At 55.6% G+C, this 21,024-nt stretch carries 23 protein-coding genes; all 23 read right to left on the bottom strand.

Translation table 11 applies throughout. The annotated features are described in order from the left end of the window. Positions 1 to 6: 6 nt before the first annotated feature. The gene (locus ACFPPD_RS25455) at positions 7 to 870 is read right to left on the bottom strand and encodes a MinD/ParA family protein (protein WP_209746847.1); all 864 of its coding nucleotides are present in this window, start codon (positions 868 to 870) and stop codon (positions 7 to 9) included. Beyond that, positions 863 to 2,377 carry a flagellar biosynthesis protein FlhF gene (flhF, locus tag ACFPPD_RS25450; protein ID WP_209746849.1) on the bottom strand — a complete coding sequence of 505 codons (1,515 nt, stop codon included), beginning with the start codon at positions 2,375 to 2,377 and terminating at the stop codon, positions 863 to 865. The genes ACFPPD_RS25455 and flhF overlap by 8 nt, the downstream gene beginning before the upstream one ends. Further along, on the bottom strand, positions 2,374 to 4,407 hold the full coding sequence (gene flhA, locus ACFPPD_RS25445; RefSeq protein WP_209746852.1) for a flagellar biosynthesis protein FlhA: 2,034 nt from the start codon (positions 4,405 to 4,407) through the stop codon (positions 2,374 to 2,376). The genes flhF and flhA overlap by 4 nt, the downstream gene beginning before the upstream one ends. A 23-nt stretch (positions 4,408 to 4,430) precedes the next feature. After that, complete coding sequence (gene flhB, locus ACFPPD_RS25440; protein WP_209746854.1) at positions 4,431 to 5,519, bottom strand: flagellar biosynthesis protein FlhB; 1,089 nt, start codon at positions 5,517 to 5,519, stop codon at positions 4,431 to 4,433. A gap of 30 nt (positions 5,520 to 5,549) precedes the next feature. Continuing rightward, a complete protein-coding gene (fliR, locus tag ACFPPD_RS25435; protein WP_209746856.1) occupies positions 5,550 to 6,335 on the bottom strand; it encodes a flagellar biosynthetic protein FliR in 786 nt (261 codons plus the stop codon). A gap of 5 nt (positions 6,336 to 6,340) precedes the next feature. Continuing rightward, positions 6,341 to 6,610 (bottom strand): flagellar biosynthesis protein FliQ, encoded by a 270-nt coding sequence (gene fliQ, locus ACFPPD_RS25430; protein ID WP_209746858.1) that lies wholly within the window; start codon positions 6,608 to 6,610, stop codon positions 6,341 to 6,343. 33 nt (positions 6,611 to 6,643) lie between these two features. Beyond that, a complete protein-coding gene (fliP, locus tag ACFPPD_RS25425; RefSeq protein ID WP_209746860.1) occupies positions 6,644 to 7,390 on the bottom strand; it encodes a flagellar type III secretion system pore protein FliP in 747 nt (248 codons plus the stop codon). Next, entirely contained in the window at positions 7,387 to 7,929 is a 543-nt protein-coding gene (locus tag ACFPPD_RS25420) for a flagellar biosynthetic protein FliO (protein ID WP_209746862.1), read from the bottom strand. Before ACFPPD_RS25420 ends, fliP begins: the two co-directional genes overlap by 4 nt. Positions 7,930 to 7,956: 27 nt before the next feature. Next, entirely contained in the window at positions 7,957 to 8,319 is a 363-nt protein-coding gene (locus ACFPPD_RS25415) for a response regulator (protein WP_209746864.1), read from the bottom strand. Positions 8,320 to 8,340: 21 nt separating this feature from the next. Continuing rightward, positions 8,341 to 9,552: a flagellar motor switch phosphatase FliY gene (fliY, locus tag ACFPPD_RS25410; protein WP_209746866.1), complete on the bottom strand. Its 1,212-nt coding sequence runs from the start codon at positions 9,550 to 9,552 to the stop codon at positions 8,341 to 8,343. Continuing rightward, on the bottom strand, positions 9,542 to 10,543 hold the full coding sequence (fliM, locus tag ACFPPD_RS25405) for a flagellar motor switch protein FliM (protein ID WP_209746868.1): 1,002 nt from the start codon (positions 10,541 to 10,543) through the stop codon (positions 9,542 to 9,544). The genes fliY and fliM overlap by 11 nt, the downstream gene beginning before the upstream one ends. Before the next feature lie 39 nt (positions 10,544 to 10,582). After that, positions 10,583 to 11,065 (bottom strand): flagellar basal body-associated FliL family protein, encoded by a 483-nt coding sequence (locus tag ACFPPD_RS25400; RefSeq protein ID WP_209746870.1) that lies wholly within the window; start codon positions 11,063 to 11,065, stop codon positions 10,583 to 10,585. Then, entirely contained in the window at positions 11,062 to 11,295 is a 234-nt protein-coding gene (locus ACFPPD_RS25395; RefSeq protein WP_209746872.1) for a flagellar FlbD family protein, read from the bottom strand. The genes ACFPPD_RS25400 and ACFPPD_RS25395 overlap by 4 nt, the downstream gene beginning before the upstream one ends. 66 nt (positions 11,296 to 11,361) lie before the next feature. Then, complete coding sequence (gene flgG / locus ACFPPD_RS25390; protein ID WP_209746874.1) at positions 11,362 to 12,180, bottom strand: flagellar basal body rod protein FlgG; 819 nt, start codon at positions 12,178 to 12,180, stop codon at positions 11,362 to 11,364. A 92-nt stretch (positions 12,181 to 12,272) separates the two neighbouring features. Further along, complete coding sequence (locus ACFPPD_RS25385; protein WP_209746876.1) at positions 12,273 to 12,659, bottom strand: TIGR02530 family flagellar biosynthesis protein; 387 nt, start codon at positions 12,657 to 12,659, stop codon at positions 12,273 to 12,275. Further along, positions 12,652 to 13,119 (bottom strand): flagellar hook capping FlgD N-terminal domain-containing protein, encoded by a 468-nt coding sequence (locus ACFPPD_RS25380; RefSeq protein WP_209746878.1) that lies wholly within the window; start codon positions 13,117 to 13,119, stop codon positions 12,652 to 12,654. The genes ACFPPD_RS25385 and ACFPPD_RS25380 overlap by 8 nt, the downstream gene beginning before the upstream one ends. Before the next feature lie 25 nt (positions 13,120 to 13,144). Then, positions 13,145 to 14,563, bottom strand: coding sequence for a flagellar hook-length control protein FliK (locus tag ACFPPD_RS25375; protein WP_209746880.1), 1,419 nt, complete (start codon positions 14,561 to 14,563; stop codon positions 13,145 to 13,147). Between the two features lie 238 nt (positions 14,564 to 14,801). Next, a complete protein-coding gene (locus ACFPPD_RS25370; protein WP_209746882.1) occupies positions 14,802 to 15,713 on the bottom strand; it encodes a MotE family protein in 912 nt (303 codons plus the stop codon). Positions 15,714 to 15,750: 37 nt separating this feature from the next. Continuing rightward, positions 15,751 to 16,206, bottom strand: a complete 456-nt coding sequence (gene fliJ / locus ACFPPD_RS25365; protein ID WP_209746884.1) for a flagellar export protein FliJ — start codon at positions 16,204 to 16,206, stop codon at positions 15,751 to 15,753. Positions 16,207 to 16,216: 10 nt separating this feature from the next. Further along, complete coding sequence (gene fliI, locus ACFPPD_RS25360) at positions 16,217 to 17,536, bottom strand: flagellar protein export ATPase FliI (protein WP_209746886.1); 1,320 nt, start codon at positions 17,534 to 17,536, stop codon at positions 16,217 to 16,219. Further along, positions 17,523 to 18,365, bottom strand: a complete 843-nt coding sequence (fliH, locus tag ACFPPD_RS25355) for a flagellar assembly protein FliH (protein ID WP_209746888.1) — start codon at positions 18,363 to 18,365, stop codon at positions 17,523 to 17,525. Before fliH ends, fliI begins: the two co-directional genes overlap by 14 nt. Beyond that, positions 18,358 to 19,368: a flagellar motor switch protein FliG gene (fliG, locus tag ACFPPD_RS25350; RefSeq protein ID WP_209746890.1), complete on the bottom strand. Its 1,011-nt coding sequence runs from the start codon at positions 19,366 to 19,368 to the stop codon at positions 18,358 to 18,360. Before fliG ends, fliH begins: the two co-directional genes overlap by 8 nt. A gap of 11 nt (positions 19,369 to 19,379) precedes the next feature. Then, complete coding sequence (gene fliF / locus ACFPPD_RS25345) at positions 19,380 to 20,954, bottom strand: flagellar basal-body MS-ring/collar protein FliF (RefSeq protein WP_209746892.1); 1,575 nt, start codon at positions 20,952 to 20,954, stop codon at positions 19,380 to 19,382. Positions 20,955 to 21,024 lie beyond the last annotated feature (70 nt).

Genomic DNA, 21,024 nt, shown 5'->3' with positions numbered 1-21,024 from the left:
TCGGTACTAACTCCACAATTTCTTTATTTTATTGAGGAAACCGGACAAGCCTTTCGGCTGCTGTTCCCTCTCTTCAAGCAGGAAACGCGAGGCGATTCTATCGATGCCCTTCGCCGCTTCGCTATCCGGAAACGCCACGGAAAGCGGCGTTTGGCGTTTGACCGCCTTCATGACGTTCGCGTCGTCGGGAATGTAGCCGAGAACCGGTATGTCCAATCCCAAATACTTGCCGGCGACCTGGCGGAAGTTGTCGGACGTTTGCCGGCCTTCCCGCTCGTCCGCCACCCGGTTCACGACGAGCTTGAACGCGGGATCGTGTCCCATCGTCTTCAGCATTTTGACGAGCGCGTAAGCGTCAGTGATGGCCGTCGGCTCCGGCGTCGTGACGACGATCGTCTCCTCCGAAGCCGTAATGAATCTTACCGTTTCCTTCGATAAGCCGGCCCCCGTGTCGAACAATATAAAGTCGACGTGACCGTGAAGCTTGCCGATCTGCTCCGAGAAATATTCCAGCTGTTCGTCGCTGAGACGGACCAAATCTTGGAAGCCCGATCCGCCTGCGATAAACTGCAAGCCTCCGGGACCGATTTGGATGATTTCCCAAATCGATTTCTCTCCCTTGAGCAAGTGGATCAAGTTGTATTTCGCCGGCGTTCCGAGCAACACGTCGATGTTCGCGAAGCTGATGTCCGCATCGAACACGAGAACGCTATATCCCCGGTTTTGAAGCGCCATCGCGAAGTTCAGACTGAAGTTCGACTTGCCTACGCCGCCCTTGCCGCTCGTGACGGTGACGATCCTCGTCGTTCTGGCCGAACGCGGATCCTTCGAATGGACGAGGTGCCGGAGAGCTTGCGCTTGATCAATCATCGCCCGGTTCCCCCAGAAGGCGGTTTACGATGTCCTCCGGCTCGAAAGGCCGAATGTCGTCGGGCACCGCTTGACCGCAAGTGTAGTAAGAAATCGTCAAGTCGAATTCCTTGGCCAAGTTCACGATGGCTCCGTAAGAATCCGTCTCGTCGAATTTGCTTAGCAACAGTTGCTTAACCCCGTATTTCATGAACTGCGAAACGACGAGCTTCATGTCCGCGTATTTATGGGTCATGCTGAGCACGAGGACCGTTTCCGTCCGATCGCCCGGAGCGAGCAGGCTGTTGACTTCCGAGACGAACAGCTCGTTGCGGTAATTCCGTCCGGCCGTATCCATGAACAACAAGTCCCGATCGGCTAACTTGGCATAAGCCCGGGCCAGTTCTCCCGGAGAGAACACGACTTCCAAAGGCAGGTTCAAAATGTCCGCGTACGTTCTGAGTTGATCTACCGCCGCGATCCTGTAAGTATCCGCCGTGATGAACCCGACGTTCCTTCGCCGAACGAAAGCTTGCTCGGCGGCCAGCTTCGCGATCGTCGTCGTCTTGCCTACGCCCGTAGGACCGACGAAATGAACGACTCTCGTATCCTGTTCGATGCCCTGGCCCTTGATGCCGCAGATCCAAGAAAACAAAACTTCCCGGGCAGCTTCATATGCGGCCGCGTTGCCCGCTTCGTCGGCGCCGCTCAATCTCGCGTTCGTTTCCTCCGCGAATTGTTCCACGAACGAAGGCTCCACGCCCTGTTCCGCAAGCCTTTTGCTCCACTTCATGACGGAAGCGGGCATCGTACGGAACGTTTGCTGCTTCGTCAGCTTCGCCATCATTTCTTTCATGGAGCGTAACTCCTGCAACAGCGCTTCGGACTCGGCGACGCCGCCCCCGGTTCGTTCCAGAACGGCCGTTCTCGTACCCGGATTGGAGGAATGAGGCTCGGCGTTCATTTCTGTTCCGTACTGCCGAGATTCCTGCGCGGTGTCGTTCGGAGCGACGAAACGTTCCGTGGCCGCCGCGAATCGATTCGCGGCCCCTGATGGTGGACTCGCGGTATCGGGCTCTCGTTCTTTCGTCGCGATCGCCTGCGCGATGACGCTCGCGATCGATTCGGCTCTCTGGGTACCCGACTTCGCCGTTTCCCTTGCGGGAGGAAGCGTATTCGGACCACGTCCGCTGTCGGAGAACGGCGCTTGGACGTACCGATCCCGAATGGCGCTCGGCGGCAATGGAGTCGCCGCTGTCGAAGAGGGTTCAGGGAACGGTACTTGAGCCGGGAATTCTTCCTTCCTTGGCTCCGACGGACGCGTAAACGCGGGTTTTCTCGCCGGCGGTTTCTTCGACGATTCGTCGACGGCTGCGATCACCTCCACCCTTTTCTTGCGGAACATACCAAGAAATCCGCCTACGCGGATTTCTTTCGTATTCAAGATGACCGCATCGGAGCCGAGCTCGGCGCGTATTTGCTGCACGGCTTCGGGCAATTGGTCCACGATATAACGTTTTACCTTCATGCGCTCACCACCCCGACGCTTTGGACTTCGATGCTAGGCTCGAGCTCGCTGTACGAAATAACGGGTACGTCTTGCATGCTTCTTTCGAGCAGCTGGCGCAAGTACATCCGGATCGTCGGAGAAGTGAGGACGATCGGTTGTTGGCCGGTTTGCACGAGCCGGTTGACTTGCTCCGTCAAGCGCTGGTAGATGCTTTGGGAGGAAGCCGGGTCCATCGCCAGGTAACTCCCTTGATCGGATTGTTGGACGGCTTCCGCGATTTTCTTCTCGACGGCCGGGCTGAGCGTGATGACCTTAAGCGGCTCGTCCGAGTTCGCGTATTGCTGGGAGATCTGGCGGGACAAGCTTTGCCTCACGTATTCCGTCAGCACGTCCGGATCTTTCGTGAACTTGCCGTAATCCGCGAGCGTTTCGAATATGGTGACCAGATCGCGGATCGAGATCTTTTCCTTCAGAAGCTTGGAAAGCACTTTCTGAACGTCACCGACGCCGACGATCGACGGAATGAGTTCCTCGACGAGCGCGGGATACGTTTCCTTGACGCTGTCGACGAGCGCTTTCGTTTCTTGCCTTCCGATCAGCTCGTGCGCGTACTTCTTGATGACTTCCGTCAAATGCGTGGCGACGACCGACGGCGGATCGACGACCGTGTATCCGGCCATTTCCGCTCGTTCCTTCGTCGCTTCGTCGATCCAGAGCGCCGGCAATCCGAATGCGGGCTCTTGCGTTTCGATCCCGGTTACGGAATCGTCGTCGAAGCCCGGACTCATCGCCAAGTAGTGATGAATTAACAATTCGCCGCGCGCCACCGTATTTCCTTTCATTTTGATGACGTATTCGTTCGGTTTTAGTTGAATATTGTCGCGAATTCGGATAACCGGGACGATCAAGCCCATTTCCAAGGCGCATTGCCGTCGAATCATGATGATTCTGTCGAGAAGATCGCCGCCTTGTTGCGTATCCGCCAGCGGGATGAGTCCGTACCCGAACTCGAATTCGATTGGATCGACTTGAAGGAGGCTGATCACGCTCTCCGGACTTCGCACTTCCTCGATCTGCTTTTCTTCGACGAGAAACTCTTCCTCTTGCAGCTGGCGGTTCAAGTTCCGCTGCAGCCGGTATCCGGCGATGGCGAGCACGGCCGCGTAAGGCAGCGTCGTTAACAACGGAATCGGCGTCGCGAGACCAAGCAAAGTAACCGTGCCGGCGACGATATACAGCAACTTCGGATAACGAAGCAATTGCTTGCTCAGATCGTCGGCCATATTGCCGTCGGATGCCGCCCTCGTAACGATAATGCCCGCCGCCGTGCTGATCAACAGCGCCGGAATTTGGCTGACGAGACCGTCGCCGATCGTCAGAATCGAATATTTCTCGAGCGATTCCATCGCCGTAAAACCATGGAAAACCATGCCGACGATAAATCCGGCGATCAAGTTGATCATGACGATAATGATCGACGCGATCGCGTCCCCTTTGACGAACTTGCTCGCGCCGTCCATCGCGCCGTAGAAGTCGGCTTCCTTTTCTATTTTCTCGCGGCGTTCGCGCGCCTGCTGCTCGTTGATGAGCCCCGCGTTCAAGTCGGCGTCGATACTCATTTGCTTGCCGGGCATCGCGTCGAGCGTGAACCTCGCGCCGACTTCGGCGACGCGTTCCGAGCCTTTCGTGATGACGATAAACTGCACGACGACCAGGATAAGGAACACGACGAAGCCGATGGCGATCTCCCCGTTGGCGACGAACCGCCCGAACGTCTCGACGACGTGTCCCGCGTCCGCTTTGGAAAGAATGAGCCGGGTCGTGGATACGTTCAAGGCTAGTCTGAAAACCGTCGTGATCAAAAGCAATGTCGGGAAAATCGAGAAATGGAGTGCGTCTTGCGTATTCATCGCTATCAACAAAATCATTATGGCGACGGAGATGTTAATGATGAGCAGAATATCCAGAAGCCCTTTGGGAATCGGAACGACCATCATCAGGACGATGCCGATGACGCCGACTAGAATGCTTAAGTCCCGGATTTTCATGAGCCGTCCCTCCCCGTCTTTCGTTATCGCCGGCCTTTAAGCCGGTATACGTATGCCAGCACTTCCGCGACCGCTTGGAAGAGATCCCCGGGAACGCTTTCCCCGATATCGGTCCTCTCGAAAAGCGCGCGGGCGAGCGGCTTGTTTTCCATCGTTATGACGTCGTTCTGCTTCGCGATTTCCCGGATCCGCAGCGCCAAGTAATCTTGTCCTTTGGCGATGACGGTCGGGGCGTCCATCTTCGAAGCGTCGTATTTGAGCGCGACGGCGAAGTGCGTAGGGTTCGTGATGACGACGTCGGCTTTCGGTACTTCCTGCATCATGCGCATAAGCGCCATCCGCCGTTGGCGTTCCTTGATCTTTCCTTTGATCAGCGGATCGCCCTCCATGTTCTTATGCTCGTCTTTAATGTCTTGCTTGCTCATTCTGAGGTTTTTTTCGAATTCGAATTTCTGGTACATGAAGTCTCCGATCGCGAGCACGAACAACAATGCCGCAACGAAGATACCCAGTTTTACCGTAAGACCCCCTACGAAAGAGAAGATGTCCTGGACCGGCATGTTCGCTAGTTGCAAGAAATTCCGGCGTTCGGACCAAAGAATCGTATAGACGATCAACCCGACCGTTAGGAGCTTCAGCATGCTTTTGGAAAATTCGACAAGCGAACGGGGACCTAAAATGCTTTTCGCGCCGCTGAGCGGATTCAGCTTACTGAACTTCGGTCTGATTGGCTCTAGCGTAAATAACCAGCCAATCTGGACGTAATTGCTTCCGAACGCGACCAGCAAGACGATCGCGAATATCGGAGAGAGGACGATCAATAGTTGCACCGCGTAACTTCCCAATAGCTTGAGCGTGTTCGCAGCCGTTACTTCCATGTTCAAGCGATGATACAGAACATCGCTGAACATCGTCATCAATTGCTTCTGCATGAACGGACCTAGCATAATCAAGCAACAGATGCAGGCGAGCAAAATGAGAGAACCGGCGATTTCCGCGCTTTTGGCCACTTGGCCTTTGTTGCGGCTGTCCTGGCGCTTCTTGGGCGTCGCCTTCTCCGTCTTCTCGCCGGCAAAGAGCTGCAGGTCCAACCTCAGGCGATAACGGGGCATGACGCCTCCTCCTTTATCGTGCGCCTTCTTTCAGGAGGTTGATTTCATAATAACGAACAACTTCTCCAGCGCTTTAAACATATGGTCGAATACGAGCTGGAATAGGACGCTGAACCCTGGCAACAACAGAATGAGCATCGCGAGTCCGATGAGAATTTTAACGGGAACGCCGATGACGAAGACGTTATATTGAGGCGCAGTTCGCGCGAGCAACGCCAGTCCGAAATCCACCAAAAACATCGCTACGACGATCGGCGCGGAAATCTGCAGGGCTAGCATGAACGTGTCCGAGAACGTGCGCGTCAGAAACTCGGTGATGTTTCCGCCGTAATAGATCGAGAACAGTTGATTGTCGAGCGGTAACCACTTGTAACTATCCATGATCGCCGATAACAAATAGTGATGACCGTTCAAGGACAAGAATACGAGAGTCATGAGCATGTACTTCAAGTTGCCGAGCATCGGAGCGGAGACGCCGGTCAGCGGATCGACGATATTCGCGATACCGAATCCCATTTGCATGTCCATCAACGCGCCGGAAGTCTGAACGACCGTAAAGAACAGGTAGGACGTGTAGCCGATAATGAGCCCGGCGAACACTTCCCGCACGACGGCCAGTATGTATGTCGCGTCCGCCGTTACTTTCGTATCGAAGCCGATCGTCAGAAAAACGATCAGCGATACGAAAAACGCCAGCCCGATTTTGATCATCGCGGGAAACGTCCGGGACGAAAAAATCGGCGCAACCACAAAAAACGAGGAAATTCGACAAAAAACAAGCAGAAAAGCAGGAAACAGATCCGTGATTTGCTCCATCGTCATCACCGGATGTAACTCGAGAGGTTACCGAGCAGCTGGCTGGTAAAATCGATCATCATGTTCAAAATCCACGGACCGAACAGCAGCAAGGCAACGAAAACGGCGACGATTTTCGGAATGAACGCGAGCGTCTGCTCCTGAATTTGGGTGGTCGCTTGAAAAATGCTGACGAGAAGGCCCACGATCAAGCCGATGCCGAGCATCGGCGCACTGACCTTCAATACCAAATACATAGCCTGTCCCGCCAGACCGATGACGAATTCGGCGCTCATGCGCTCCCTCCTACGTTACGATTACGCTTAGCTTCAAGTGCTGAAGCTGGTCAACAGCGATTTCACGACAAGGTACCAACCGTCGACGAGCACGAACAGCAAGATCTTGAACGGCAGCGAAATCATTACGGGCGGCAGCATCATCATGCCCATCGCCATTAGCGTGCTTGCGACGACCATATCGATGACGAGAAAAGGTATAAAGATCATGAAACCCATTTGGAACGCCGTTTTCAATTCGCTGATGGCGTAAGCCGGAACGAGCACGGTGATGGGAATATCTTTGTACGTCTCCGGTTTTTCGGTTTTCGTATAGTTCATGAACAGCAAGAGGTCTTTCGGCCGGGTATGCTTATACATGAACTCCTTCATCGGAATCGAAGCTTTCTGCAGCGCTTCCGTTTGGGTGATTTGGTTCGCCAGATAAGGCTTCAAAGCCGTCTCGTTCACTTGGGAGAACGTCGGCGCCATGACGAACATCGTCATGAACAGGGCCAGACCGATCAACACTTGGTTCGGAGGCATTTGTTGCGTGCCGAGCGACGTGCGCACGAAGCCGAGTACGATGACGATCCGCGTGAAGCTGGTCATGAGAACGAGAATGGCAGGCGCAAGGCTAAGAATCGTGATGAGTAGCAGCAACGATAACGCGTCCGCGCCCACCGGCTCGCTCCCGTCGCCCAGCGTCACGCCGACGATCGGTTCCGCATACGCGGACGCTTGGAAAGCGAGAAATATCGCTTGGAGCGCGACAAAGCTGTAGATCAGTTTTTTTCTCATGGTTTATCTGGCCGATCTTCGGATCGTCCGTCCTCCATCAATTGCTCCACCCGCTGCCTTCTTTCGGAAAGCTGGCGAAGCCTGGCTTCGAGCGTTTGTTCGAATGGTCCGTTGCCTCTAGGTTGCGAGGAAATCTTCTCCTCGCCCTGCGGCTGGTTACGTACCGTCCACTTGCGAAGCCATTCCGGCAATGCGGTGCCCGCGTTCGCGGAAACGGCGTCATGCTCGGCCAGCAACGCGGCGACCGCTTCGGGCTCCGTTATCGATTCGAGCAGCGTAATGTCCTCCCCGACTCCCAGCACGTAGATTCTGCCGTTCCATTCCACGATCTGCATCGACTTGTTCGTGCCGAGCGAGAATCCGCCGAGCGAACGAAGAGCCCGATTCATTCCCCATCCGCGATTGCGTTTGGAGAAAAACCGCAGAAGCAGCACGATCAACGCGACAATGACGCCGAGCACGAACAATACCCATATCAAATCCCACGCCGAGTAGTCTCCCGAATACTGGATTTCCTCGGCCAACCCGTAAGTACGCATGAATTCTTCAACGCTCCTTGCCGTATGTTACCCGAGGGTTTTCTTGATCGCTTCGATGACGCGGTCGGCTTGGAACGGCTTGACGATAAAATCTTTCGCGCCCGCTTGGATCGCGTCGATAACCATCGCTTGTTGGCCCATCGCGGAGCACATGATGACTTTCGCGTTCGAATCCAGCTTGCGGATTTCCTTCAGCGCCGTAATGCCGTCCATTTCCGGCATCGTAATGTCCATCGTAATGAGATCCGGTTGCAAATCTTTATATTTTTCGATCGCTTGCGCGCCGTCTTGCGCTTCTCCTACTACCTCGTAACCATTTTTCGTCAAAATGTCCCTGATCATCATGCGCATGAACGCTGCGTCGTCTACGATGAGTATACGGTTTGCCATTTCAATTTCCTCCCGATGAGCTTATTGGATTTTTTGTACCCGATCCCACTGGCTAACGATGTCGGTCACGCGTACGCCGAAGTTTTCGTCGATGACGACGACCTCGCCCTTGGCAATCAATTTGTTGTTCACTAAGATGTCTACAGGCTCGCCTGCCAGTTTGTCCAACTCGATGATCGAGCCTTGGGACAGCTCCAAAATATCCTTGATTTGTTTTTGGGTACGGCCTAATTCTACCGTGACCTTGAGAGGAATGTCGAGCAATAGATTTAGATTCGTCTCTTCGCCTTGAGGAAATCCGGAACCTTGGAAATTCGCGAATTGCACGGGATTCACGTTCACGTTCCGGTTTACGCCTCCCAGGGTCTGAGGATGAGACGGCATCTGTACCGGGTAGCTCGGCATCTGCGCGGCCATAGGCGGCGCATGGTGGACGGGCGGCGCCTGATGAACCGGCGGCGTAGGAGCGGCGTGAGACGTCTGAGCCTGCTGCGGAGCCGGTTGGGACACTGCCGCGGGAACGGGCTCCGGCGCGGACGAATCGCCCATCAAGGAGCTAACCAATTCTTTCGCGAACGGCACGACGAGCAATTGCATGATCGACGAATCGATTAAATCCCCGATTTTCAGACGGAACGATATTTTCACGAACACGTTATCGGCGGGAAGGTTGCTGACGCCCGCGTTGTTGCGCACGTCCATGATGTCGATGCCCGGAGGAGAAATGTTGACCATCCGGTTGAAAATCGTCGACATCGACGTCGCCGACGAGCCCATCATCTGGTTCATCGCTTCCTGGACGGCGCTGATATGTATTTCGTTAAGTTCCTCGGAGGTGACGTTGCCTTCTCCTCCAAGCATCAAATCCGCGATCACTTGAGCGTCATGGGACTTGATCACCAAGGAGTTGATGCCTTCGAAACCGTCGACGTAGCTGACGTGAACCGCGACGTGCGGTTTCGGAAACTCGTTCTCGAACTGGTCGCGCGCGATGGCCGATACGGTCGGCGTCGTGATGTCGACCTTCCTGCCGAGCAGCGTCGACAACGCCGTTGCGGCGCTTCCGAAAGTGATGTTGCCGATTTCTCCGAGCGCGTCTTGCTCCAACGGGGTCAAGAAGTCGTCGATCGACTGGACGCCTCCCGAAGCCGGAGCGGATTCGCTGTCCCCGCCGGAAGATTGCCGCAGCAACGCGTCAATTTCTTCTTGGGATAAGTAGTCTTTACTCGTCATGGATTTCATCTACCCCTTCGCTGACGATCTCCTCGATCTGGATCGCCAATTTGTCTCGTACGGTACCGGGGCTGGCGATGAACTTTACTTTCTCCCCGACTTTGACTTCCAATCCTTCGCCCGTCGGTTTTTGCAAGGCGATGACGTCGCCGACCGACAAGCTCAGAAACTCCCTGATGGAAATTCTGGACATCCCGAGCTCCGCGATAATCGGCAGTTTTGCTTTGTTAAGCCGTTGCTCGAGCATGTGCTGCTCTTCGGGCGCCCTCGTTTTTTTCTGGGAGACGAACCAATGATGGACGGATAGCTTCGGCATGATCGGCTCGATGACGACGTGAGGAATGCAAAGATTGATCATCCCGGTCGTCTCGCCGATCTTCGTGCTGAGCGATATCAACGCGATCGTCTCGTTCGGAGAAACGATCTGCATGAACTGCGGATTCGTCTCCAGCGCTTCGAGGCGCGGCTGAATATCGAGTACCGTTCGCCACGCTTCTTGGAGAGTCTCCAGCGCTCGGCTGAATATTTTCTCCATGATGATCGTTTCGATTTCCGTCAAGCTTCCGATTTTACCCGGCGCGCTTCCTCCGCCTCCGAGCATTCTGTCCAACATGGCGAAAGCGACATTGGGATGAACCTCTAGCACCATACGTCCTTCCAGCGGCTCGGCCTCGAAGATGTTCAGAATCGTCATCTTGGGGATCGAGCGAATGAATTCGTCGTAAGGCAATTGCTCGACCTGCACGACGCTTATTTGGACGAACGTTCGTAGCTGCGCGGAGAAATAGGTCGTTAAAAATCGTGCGAAATTCTCGTGAATCCGGGTTAAGCTTCGAATGTGATCCTTCGAAAAACGCGTCGCCCGCTTAAAGTCGTACGCGCGCACCTTTTTCTGCGTATCCTCTTTCTTTAGCTCTTCCGCATCCATTTCTCCCGACGAGAGCGCCGCCAGCAATGCGTCGATCTCATTCTGCGAAAGTACGTCTACCAAATCTCTCACCCCTTTCTAAGGCCATGATAGGGTCGAAGGTTATACGGTCATCATAATGAAATCTTTAATATTGATTTGAAGCAGCTTGCCGTCGGTCATCGCTTTGTTGATCGTGTTGATCAGCCCCGCCGTTAGCTGGTCTTTGCCTTTCGTGCCGTTCATATCGTCCGGAGTCATTACCCACAACGCGCGGTTAATGATCGGTCTGATTTTGTTTTCTTTGATTTTGTCGAACTCTTCTTTCGCCTTCTCGTCGTCGAATTCGAACGAGAAGCTGATTTGGACCACGTAATCCGTGTCCGCCAAGTTGGTTTTGATATCGGTTAATTCGGATGTCACTTTGACCAATTCATCCGCAGATCTCGGCTCAACTTGAACGTTGCTCGTCGCTTCTTTGGCTGCCTGTTCGGGATCCGCGGACTTCTTGTCCCCGAACATGTTGTTCCAGAAGTAGAACGTGACAACGACAATCAACGTGATCGCCAATAAAAGCGAAACGAGCCATGGCAACAATCTTCTCATGACGAAGCTCCCTCCGATTGCGCGTCTGCGGGCCGGGTGACGGCCGCAAGAACGCCGATACTGCGTAAGTAATGCCTGATCGACCGGATTACATCCGAAGAATTTTCGAGTACGATGTATTTCTTTCCTGTCGTAAGCGTAAGGATCGTATCCGGCGTGTCTTCCACCGTCTCGATCAGTAAAGCGTTGACGAAAAATTTGCTGCCGTTCAAACGGGTCACTTGAATCATTGCCTGGACCTCCGGAAGCCGCCGTGGGGAAGGCTATGCAGCCGCCCTCCCCAGGCAGTCATTCAATTACCGTTTCAGGTTAACGACTTCTTGCAGAATTTCGTCGGACGTCGTGATGATTCTCGAGTTCGCCTGGAAACCGCGCTGGGCGACGATCATCTCGGTGAATTCGTTCGTCAGGTCGACGTTCGACATTTCAAGCTGGCCGGACACGATCGGACCCGTGCCGGTCTCTTCGTCCGCGGCTTCGCCGATCGTAAGCTCGCCTTCCGGGTTCGCGTTCGGCGTCATCCGGTACAAGCTTCCTCCGACTTTCTCCAACCCGCCCGGGTTGACGACTTTCGCCACGCCGATTTTGAAATCGGTCGGCGTCGCCAGACCGTCTTGGTCGACGGAGACGATCGTGCCGTCCTGCGAAATCGAGAATGCCGTTATCGTTTCGTCGAGGACGATCGGAGCGCCTTCCGAAGAAAGCACGAACATGCCGTCGGAATTCACGAGTTGGCGGTTGGCGTCGAGCGTGAAATTGCCGGCGCGGGTCAAGTATTGCGGTCCGCCGTCGGCTGGACTAACGACGAAGAATCCGTCGCCGTCGATCCGAAGGTCGGTCGCGACGCTTGTCGTCATCGCGCTGCCCGGCGTGTGGATCGTATCGATCGAAGCGACCGATACGCCGAGTCCGACTTGCTTCGCGTTAACGCCGCCGGATTCTCCTTCGACCGGAGCGGTGACGCCGGACATCGATTGGCTCAAAATGTCCTTGAACATGACGCGTCCGGCTTTGAAGCCGACCGTGTTGACGTTGGCGATGTTATTGCCGATCACGTCGAGCTTCGTTTGAAAACCTCTCATGCCGGAAACGCCGGAGTACATGGAACGCAACATGTATTGCCTACCTCCAATAGTGTTTGGAATAGAGCCGCTTCAATCGGTCCGCGGCTTCGGGCTTCCTTGTGGGACCAGCCCTATTCATGCGATCAACCGACGACGACCGCGCTGTCGATTTGCGTGAAAATATGTTCCTTCATCGAACTGCCGTCCATCGCGGTGACGACGGTGCGGTTCGGCACGCTGACGATCATCGCGATATCCTTGAAGAGAACTAGCGAATCTTTGGCGCCCTTCGCGGCCGCTTGTTCGACGGCGCTCGCAATTCTTTCGACTTGCTCCGGAAGGAGCGTAATGCCTCTTTGCTGCAACCTTTGTTCCGCATGGTGGCTGAACTTCAGTTGCTGCCTGCTGAGGATTTCTCGAAAAGACGTTTGGTCCGCCGCTTGGGACCGATTGCCGACAACCGCTCGGTTGCCTTGTATCGGCGCCGTAATCCCCGTTGCCAGTTGTCCGACGAGCATCCGGTCACTCATCTCCGGACACCTCCGCCTCTTCGTTCCCGGTCGCGTCGGTGATGGACGTGAGTTGATCCATCGGCACTTCCGTATCTCCAGCCTTGACGTATTGAACGCCGTCGCGCCAGAGGATCGTATTGACGATTCCCGTTTTCTCGACCGCATTCTGCGGGTCGGTCGTATCCAACCACGTGATCTGTTTACCGATGAGTCCCGCGGACATGCCGGCGGATTGTCTCATGGACGTGAGTTCCTTGGACATGTTCATCGTCTGCTCGAGCGAGGAGAATTGCGCCATCTGCGCGATGAACTCCTTGTCTTGCATCGGTTGCATCGGGTCCTGGTTGCGAAGCTGCGTAACCAGAATTTGCAGGAATTGATCTTTGCCAAGCTCCTTGACCGGCTTTCTCGCCGCGGCTTGGACGTTCTGCGAAGAATAATAAGGCCATACGTTCGATGTTCCCAGAAGATCGGCCACTCGATTCACCTCCTCCTTATCGGAATTATGCGGTCACGTTGATGGAACCGCCTTGACCGAATTCCCTCATGAAGGACGTGCGTTCCATTTCCGCTGCGAACACCGCTTGATCCTCTGCGGAATCGCCCGAGCCGCTGCGGTTTGAACCGTTTCCGTTGCCGGAATTCGATTGGCGTTGTTGCTGCTGCATGAAGCTTGCTCCCGTGGAGGACGACGATTGTTGAACGACCTCGAGACGTTCGACGTTCAAGCCTTGACCGCTTAGGGAAGCTTTCAACTGCGACATTTGATTCTCGAGCATGTCTTTGGCCATCGCGCTCTCCGTCATGAATTGGGCGGTCACTTGACCGTTATGCATGACGATTCGAATGTCGACTTGTCCGAGATGCTCGGGCGTCAGCGACAACTTCGCTTCGGACGTTCCGTTGCCTTGCGTGAGCTGGAATTGCTTCACGAGGAACTTCTCCATCTGTTCCGCGAATTGCTGGACGGGAACCGATGCCGGCATTGCCGCCTTCTGCGTTGCGTCCGCGCCGGCCAGCGCGTCGTTCCTTAGCAGCGCCCAAGCAGGCTGCGTGTCGGAGGTGGCCGACGCCTCGGATTCGGAGACGGTCGCGACGACCGATGCTTCCCCGCTTTCCGCGTTTTTTTGCTGGTCCGCATCGTTTACGTTGAAGCGCCACACCGGTTCGCGAAGGGCGAGAATCGGCCGGCGTTGGTCGGCGTTCGCCGTAGTCGACGATCCGGCGGTTTCTTGGCCCGATGTTTGTTGCGTCGCGCCTTTATCCGCTTGTTCCTTGTCGGATCCGCGTTTGACCGGGGCGTTCGCATTGGCGGCTTGCGCCGTTGCCGGAGCGACGATCGTGTCGAGCGCTTGCTGAAGCTTGCCCACGAATCCGTTCGTTTGCGGCGGGATTTCCGCTCCGGAAGCGATGGAATCGGATAATGCCTGCAACGCCTCGCGAAGAGAAGCGACGAGTTTCCCCGGAGTCGGCTTCGTTTCTTGAGGCAACGTCGCCGTAACCGAAGTCGCGATCGCCGCTTCGCCGGACGGGCTATCGACCGGTTGCGGATTCGTTTGCCCAAGTAAGTTCTGGAGCGTCGCGAGCAAAGAAGCCAATTGGGCTTGCGCGTCGTCCGGCAACTTATCGGCGCCGTCCTGCTCGAGCTGCTGCAACTGGTCCGCTAGCTTGGCCAGCGCTTCCAACAATTGCTCCGCAGATAGCGTTCCTTCTTCTCCGCCGACCTGCGAGAATAATCCCGCCAATCCGACCGGAAGAGGTAACGTCCCGTTCGTCGGCGCCTGGTTGCCTTTGCCGTCGATCGCTTGAACGAGCGCTCCCGCGAAAGCGTTGCCCGTCGCCGAGCTTGCGGTGCTTGCCGTTCCGCCGGCAGACGATGTTTTGGCCGAAGCGACCGGCATGGAGTTAATCGCCATATTCATTTGTTTTCACCTCCTTTCAATAATAGAGGTAGTTCAAAAAGTCCGATTTTGATCACGAAGTGAATCAGGAAGCGTATTCGACATCGAATCTTGAATTCAGCCGGGACTTCCGGTTCTCACGTAGGTTTGCCTACGCTCCGATCCTCATTCCCTAGCTTCTTTCAACCTTCTCGGTGCTGAAAACCGAACTTTTTGAACACTCACTAATAGGTTATCGATCAGGAAGGAAAGCTTCGCGTCATGGCTTCGCCGGCATGAGCTTGCCGACGAGGAGCGCCGTCGTCTTCTTGTCTTGGTCCGACATCGCGGCCAGTACGCTCGACCTTGGAGAATCGTCCATCGCGCCGAGAATTCTTAATGCTTTGCTTTGGTTGCCCGTCGCCATCTGAAGCAGAAGCTGGGCGGCGCTTGCAGCCTTCATCGTCGAGAACGTGCGGTTCAGTTCGGCCGTATCGAGAAGTTCGGACGGCTGTTCCGTTTTTTGTTCCAGTTCTTTGATTCTCGCTTGCAATGCGGCGATCTCGCGATTGTCTACCGTCTCCGAATCTTTCAATTTCATCGAGACGTCGGCGGCGACTTTCGGATTCATCCGTTCCAGCACTTTGCCTCTCAGCGTTTCGGTCATGGCCCCGAGCACGAGCGCCGATTCTTCGACCGTCATGCTTTCCAAGATCGGCGCCGCTTTGCTCGGCGTCATCTTGCCGTACATGTCCGCGATCGAAGAGATTCTTGCCTTGTAAGCGTCCGTGTCGATCGTCTTCTCCGCGTTCGTTTTCGTGAGCTCGTCGAGCTTCGCCTGCAATTCCTCGAGTTGCTTCTTCTGCTGGGCCGTCAAGTCGGTCGCTTGCTTCAAGGCGGTTTCCCGATCCGTCAGCAACGCGTTTAACTGTTCGACCTTCGTCTTGGCGTTCGATACCGTTAATTCCTCGTCCGATTGCGCCACCGTCTCTGCCGGCTTGTCCGGCGAAGGCAGCATCGACTTGATGACGGGAATCTTGTTGCCGAATTCCAAGGCGGAATTGCGCCAATTCGTATTGAACATCAGTAGCAGCACGCCGAGGAGCACGGCGGTAAACAAGATCGGGGTAACGAAAAAGAGAAAACGCTCGAAGCCGCTGTAACTGCTTTTCTCCACATCCGCACTTGCCACGATCGTCCCTCCTTTCTACGGCGATACGCCGGTCGGCCTAATGCCTGCCTCTTGCCGCCGAAGCGGCTCGCACGATCGCGATTTCATCCAATTCGTTCTGTTCCTTCGCGAGTCTGTCGTTACGGAAACGTTCCAACGCGCGCTCTCTCGAGTTGAGCCATACTTTCTCGTCGACCATTTTGGCCGTCAGCAGCTTTTGGCGTTTCTGGGCAGCGAGTTCAGCCGCCTTGACGTCCTCGTGCTGCTTGCGGATTCGGGAGTCTACGACGTCGATGTACCTTTGCACCGCGATTAATTCGGAGAGAGGAACCGGTTTGGAAGATGTCGATTCCAACGCCGACTCCAGCCGTTCCCTTTCGTCATTTAGCTCGCGAAGCTGCTCTTCTTCCTGCCTGAGTTTGCCCAAGGAAGCCGCGAACGCCCATTCGGCCATCGATTTCTCGCTGCCCTTCAGGTCGACGATCTTCTGTAACGCATACCGGAAACCAGCCATCTCTTATCGGTCATCTCCTGTAGAAATCGATGATCAACCGGTCAATCGCTTCCTTGAGAGTTACTTTCTCGTTCGTTTTCTGCTGGGTAAACGTCTTGATCAAATCGTAAAATTGAATGGCCTTGTCGATTTCCGGGTTGGATCCCCTCTGATAAGCCCCGATATTGATTAAGTCCTCGGAATCCCGGTACACGGCGAGCAGCCTCTTCAGTTGCTCGGCGGCGCCTTGGTGATCCTCGGCCACGATGTCCTTCATGACGCGGCTGACGCTCGATAATACGTCTATCGCCGGAAAATGGCCTTTATTAGCCAAATTCCGATGAAGAACGATGTGCCCGTCCAGGATGCCCCTGACCGCGTCCGCGATCGGCTCGTTCATGTCGTCCCCGTCTACGAGCACCGTATAGAATGCCGTTATGGATCCCGTCGGCCCCGTCCCCGCTCTCTCGAGCAGCTTCGGCAACGCCGCGAATACGGAGGGCGTGTACCCTCTCGTCGCCGGCGGTTCGCCGATCGCGAGTCCGACTTCGCGAAGCGCCATCGCGTATCGGGTAACCGAATCCATCATGAGCATGACGTTCATGCCCCGATCGCGGAAGTATTCGGCGATCGACGTCGCGATCAACGCGCCTTTGATACGGATAAGCGCCGGCTGGTCGGACGTGGCGACGACGACGACCGACCGGGCAAGCCCTTCCGGTCCGAGGTCTTTCTCGATGAACTCGAGTACTTCTCGCCCGCGTTCGCCGACTAGCGCGATGACGTTCACGTCGGCCGACGTATTTCTCGCGATCATGCCGAGCAGCGTGCTCTTCCCGACGCCCGAACCGGCGAATATTCCGACGCGCTGGCCTTGCCCGACCGTCAGCAGCCCGTCAATGGCCCTTACGCCGACGCCTAACGGCGTTTGTACGCGAGGACGAAGCAGCGGGTTGCCCGGTACGTTGTTGGTCGAGTAATGGGGCATGCGCGGGGGAAGTCCGGTACCGTCAAGCGGATTGCCGAGGCCGTCCAGCACTTTACCGAGCAACTCGGAACCGACTTTAACGTTAAGCGGACCGCCGGTGGCGACGACGTCGCATCCCGGCCCGACCGAATGCAATTCGCCGAGCGGCATGAGCAGCACCCGATTGTTCCGGAATCCGACGACTTCCGCGAGCACGGGCTTGCCGCCCTTGTTCGGATAAATCTCGCAGACGTCCCCGATGCTGGCGTCGGGCCCTTCCGACTCGACCGTTAATCCGATGATCTGGATGACTTTGCCGTTCACCCGCACAGGATCCATTCGATCCAACGCTTCCGAGTAACGATTGACGTTAAGGAGCGACATCCCGACTTCCCTCCTCGGCGCTGTGCGCGGCCACTTTCAACAACTGCTCGCGAATCGATTCCAATTGCGTATCGATCGTGGCGTCGATACTGCCGAACGCCGAACGCACGACGCAGCCGCCTTCTCGTACCGAAGGGTCCGGCACGATCCTGAGTTCCGCTTGGGAATCGAGCGAGTTCGCCAGTTCCGACTTCGCCGCTTGAACGAACGGGAAATGGGAAGGAGCGACGCATAAGACGATGACTCCTTGCTCTTTTCTCCTCGCAAGCGCCTTCTCGTAAAGACTCATGGCCATTTCGGGCGCATCGGAAAGCTTCGAGCCGACGATTTTCTCCGCGATCCGGCAGCTCAGCTCGACGAGAAAAGCTTCGCCTTCCGCGATGACCGATTGTTTCGCTTCGTATGCCCGTTCGACGATAGAATGGGCTTGGCTAAGCCTCGAATCCCACTCGGAGGCGACGTCTTGTTCCGCCTTTCTTCTGCCTTCGCCGTATCCGTCTTCATAACCGAGCCGGCTCGCTTCTTCGCGATGCTCGGCGTCTTCGCCGCGACGCGCCTGCCACCAGCCATCCGCCTCCCGTTCGGCGTTCGCCCGAATGTTCGCGGCGTCGGCTTGAGCTTGCCGAAGAATTTCGGCCGCGGTCGCTTCGGCATCGGATATAACGCGCTCTTTCAACGATTGTGTTTCGACGTCGATCGAGCCATTTCCTTCGCCTTCTCCGTCGGCTTTTGAATTATTTCGAGGAACGGACTCGTATTTCCGAATCGCTTCCAACAGCCTTAATTCTTCCAGCGACACGACATGCGAGGATTTGATGAGATTAGACAATAATATCGTCTCCTCCGCCGCGAGCGATGATGATCTCTCCGGCTTCTTCCAATCTGCGGATCGTCGCTACGATGCGGGTTTGAGCCTCCTCCACGTCGCGCAGTCGCACAGGCCCCATGTATTCCATTTCTTCCTTGAACGTCTCCGCCATCCGCTTCGACATGTTCCTGAATATCGATTCGCGCACTTCCTCGCTGGCCACCTTGAGGGCGAGCTGCAAGTCGGCGTTCTCGATGTCTCGTATAATACGCTGAATGGAACGATTGTCCAGATTGACGATGTCCTCGAACACGAACATGCGCTTCTTGATTTCCTCCGCCAGTTCCGGGTCCTGGATTTCCAAGGAGTCGAGGATCGTTCTCTCCGTCCCGCGGTCTACGCCGTTGAGGATCTGCACGATCGCCTCGATGCCGCCTGCATTCGTGTAATCCTGCGTGACCGTCGAACTCAGCTTCTGTTCCAACACCCGCTCGACTTGGGAGATGACTTCCGGGGAAGTACTGTCCATCAAAGCGATTCTACGGGCGACTTCCGCTTGTTTCTCTTGCGGCAAGGAAGAGAGAACGGCCGACGATTGCTCCGGTTGCAGATACGAAAGCACGAGAGCGATCGTCTGAGAGTTTTCGTTCTGGATGAAGTTGAGAATTTGCGACGGTTCCGCCTTGCGGGCGAAGTCGAACGGCCGAACCTGCAACGTCGCCGTCAAGCGGTTAAGGATGTCGTGCGCCTTCTGGGAGCCGAGTGCTTTTTCCAAAATTTCTTTTGCGTAAGTAATGCCACCCTGCGTGATGTACTCCTGCGCAACGCAGATCTGATGAAATTCGCCAAGAATGGATTCCTTCTCGTGCGCGTCGACTTTGCGCACGTTCGCGATTTCGAGCGTCAGTTGCTCGATCTCTTCATCCCTCAGATGCTTGAACACTTGCGCGGACACGTCCGGTCCGAGCGTGATGAGCAGGATGGCAGCTTTCTGCCGTCCGGACAACTGTAACCCTTTTGCCATTACCGCCACCTCTATTCATCCACAAGCCAAGTCCGGAGAAGGTTGACGAACTCTTCCGGCTTGCGCTTGGCCAAGCTTTCCAATTGCTTGCGTACTTGACTCTCGTTCGTGACGTTGTCGAGATCGATCGTCGGCATTTCCGCTTTCGGCATCGCTTCGAGCTCCGCCGCCTCGCGAGCCGCTTTGCGACGGCGATAGACGAGGTACCCTCCTCCGCCCAGAAGAGCGAGCGCCAATAAGCCCGCGCCGGCCAACCAGAAGGATGATGGCGTCGTTCCGCCGCCGGATCCGTCGTCGATCGAGAACGATTGGGACAATACCGACACCCGCTGGGCGAGCGCTTCGTCCGTCAGGTCGAGTCCCGAATCGGCGAGCAGCACTCGCGCGCTGCGCACCAGGACGCCTTGGATTTCCGTCAGTCTTTCCGGCGTCATGTTCGCGGAGTCGAGACCGACGTTTATCGAAATGTCCTTCACTTTATAGGGACCGTAGTCGATATTATTAGTAATGCGGTTCACTTCGTAGTTCACGGTGCTCGATACTTTCTCCGAAGATGACGAACCGGAGGAACCGCTGGCCGGATAGTTGGACACGTCCGTCTCTCCGACGCCGGCTACGCCGCCCGATTGCGCGCCCGAACCCTCGGACGTTTCGCTCTGATTCTGCTCGCTGATCACGATGCCCTTGTTATCGTTGTTGTCAAGCGGCTTGACGATCTGTTCCGTCGACGACTTCTTGTCGAAGTTAAGCGTCGACACGACGCTCACGACCATGTTGTCCATGCCGACGATCGGATTGAGGAAGTTCGTGATGTTCCGCTTCAGCGTGTTCTCGAACTGGCTCTGGATTTCGAATTGGTTCTGATAGACGCCTCCGAGGGAAGACCCGCCCCCTCCGCCGATCGCGTCCGACGGCTGCAAGTCGCCCGTGCTGCTCGTGATCGTGATGTCTTTCACGTCTAGGTTAGGCACCGCGGATTTGACGAGGTTATAGTAGCTATCGATTTCTTCCTGTTTCGGCCTAAAACCCGGTTTAAACGTCATAACGACGGCCGCGTAGGCTTTATCTTTGTCCGAATCGTTCAGGAACACCGACTCTTCCGGCAAAGTGACGATCGCTTTGACTCTGGCGACACCTTGCTTGCTCATGAGCAATTGTTGGACTTCCCCGTTCAAGGCGTTCAAATACTTCACCTTGAACTCGTCCTCCGTCATCCCGAGCGCGGAAGAAGATTCGCTCATTTTGGCGAAGCTTCCGACCGAACCGCTCTGCACGAGCCCTTCCGATCCGATTTCCACTTTGACTTTCGAAGCCACGGCGCTCGGCACGGAAATGCTCGTTCCGGCGTCCCCCAGCTTGTACCCGATTCCGCTTCCGTCCAAATACTCCATGATCGACGCCGCGTCGGCGCTATCCAAATTCGAGAATGCCACTTCGTATTCCGTCCGGGTAAACAAATATGTCAATAAAATAATCGCAAAAAGCAACAAGGCTGCTGTTGAGGCGAGGACCCACTTTTGCGCTTTGCTGTACTGGTTCCAGAAACCTAGCATTTTTTCCCGGACCCTTGCCCACTTCTCGTTCACGATTTCACCTCACCTGCGGTTGGAGCGGAGAACGGGGCGCTTGAACGCCGCCGTTCCTCCACTTGCTTGC

This window comes from Cohnella suwonensis (assembly GCF_042655365.1).
Lineage (GTDB): Bacteria > Bacillota > Bacilli > Paenibacillales > Paenibacillaceae > Cohnella > Cohnella suwonensis.
The sequence above is the reverse complement of the archived record's forward strand: the minus strand, read 5'-3'. Positions and strand labels throughout refer to the sequence as shown.

Excerpts from the sequence above, each read along its gene's own strand:
- ACFPPD_RS25455 (WP_209746847.1), bottom strand. The coding sequence starts at position 870 with ATGATTGATCAAGCGCAAGCTCTCCGGCACCTCGTCCATTCGAAGGAT.
- flhF (WP_209746849.1), bottom strand. The coding sequence starts at position 2,377 with ATGAAGGTAAAACGTTATATCGTGGACCAATTGCCCGAAGCCGTGCAG.
- flhA (WP_209746852.1), bottom strand. The coding sequence starts at position 4,407 with ATGAAAATCCGGGACTTAAGCATTCTAGTCGGCGTCATCGGCATCGTC.
- flhB (WP_209746854.1), bottom strand. The coding sequence starts at position 5,519 with ATGCCCCGTTATCGCCTGAGGTTGGACCTGCAGCTCTTTGCCGGCGAG.
- fliR (WP_209746856.1), bottom strand. The coding sequence starts at position 6,335 with ATGGAGCAAATCACGGATCTGTTTCCTGCTTTTCTGCTTGTTTTTTGT.
- fliQ (WP_209746858.1), bottom strand. The coding sequence starts at position 6,610 with ATGAGCGCCGAATTCGTCATCGGTCTGGCGGGACAGGCTATGTATTTG.
- fliP (WP_209746860.1), bottom strand. The coding sequence starts at position 7,390 with ATGAGAAAAAAACTGATCTACAGCTTTGTCGCGCTCCAAGCGATATTT.
- ACFPPD_RS25420 (WP_209746862.1), bottom strand. The coding sequence starts at position 7,929 with ATGCGTACTTACGGGTTGGCCGAGGAAATCCAGTATTCGGGAGACTAC.
- ACFPPD_RS25415 (WP_209746864.1), bottom strand. The coding sequence starts at position 8,319 with ATGGCAAACCGTATACTCATCGTAGACGACGCAGCGTTCATGCGCATG.
- fliY (WP_209746866.1), bottom strand. The coding sequence starts at position 9,552 with ATGACGAGTAAAGACTACTTATCCCAAGAAGAAATTGACGCGTTGCTG.
- ACFPPD_RS25400 (WP_209746870.1), bottom strand. The coding sequence starts at position 11,065 with ATGAGAAGATTGTTGCCATGGCTCGTTTCGCTTTTATTGGCGATCACG.
- ACFPPD_RS25395 (WP_209746872.1), bottom strand. The coding sequence starts at position 11,295 with ATGATTCAAGTGACCCGTTTGAACGGCAGCAAATTTTTCGTCAACGCT.
- flgG (WP_209746874.1), bottom strand. The coding sequence starts at position 12,180 with ATGTTGCGTTCCATGTACTCCGGCGTTTCCGGCATGAGAGGTTTTCAA.
- ACFPPD_RS25385 (WP_209746876.1), bottom strand. The coding sequence starts at position 12,659 with ATGAGTGACCGGATGCTCGTCGGACAACTGGCAACGGGGATTACGGCG.
- ACFPPD_RS25375 (WP_209746880.1), bottom strand. The coding sequence starts at position 14,563 with ATGAATATGGCGATTAACTCCATGCCGGTCGCTTCGGCCAAAACATCG.
- fliJ (WP_209746884.1), bottom strand. The coding sequence starts at position 16,206 with ATGGCTGGTTTCCGGTATGCGTTACAGAAGATCGTCGACCTGAAGGGC.
- fliI (WP_209746886.1), bottom strand. The coding sequence starts at position 17,536 with ATGTCGCTCCTTAACGTCAATCGTTACTCGGAAGCGTTGGATCGAATG.
- fliG (WP_209746890.1), bottom strand. The coding sequence starts at position 19,368 with ATGGCAAAAGGGTTACAGTTGTCCGGACGGCAGAAAGCTGCCATCCTG.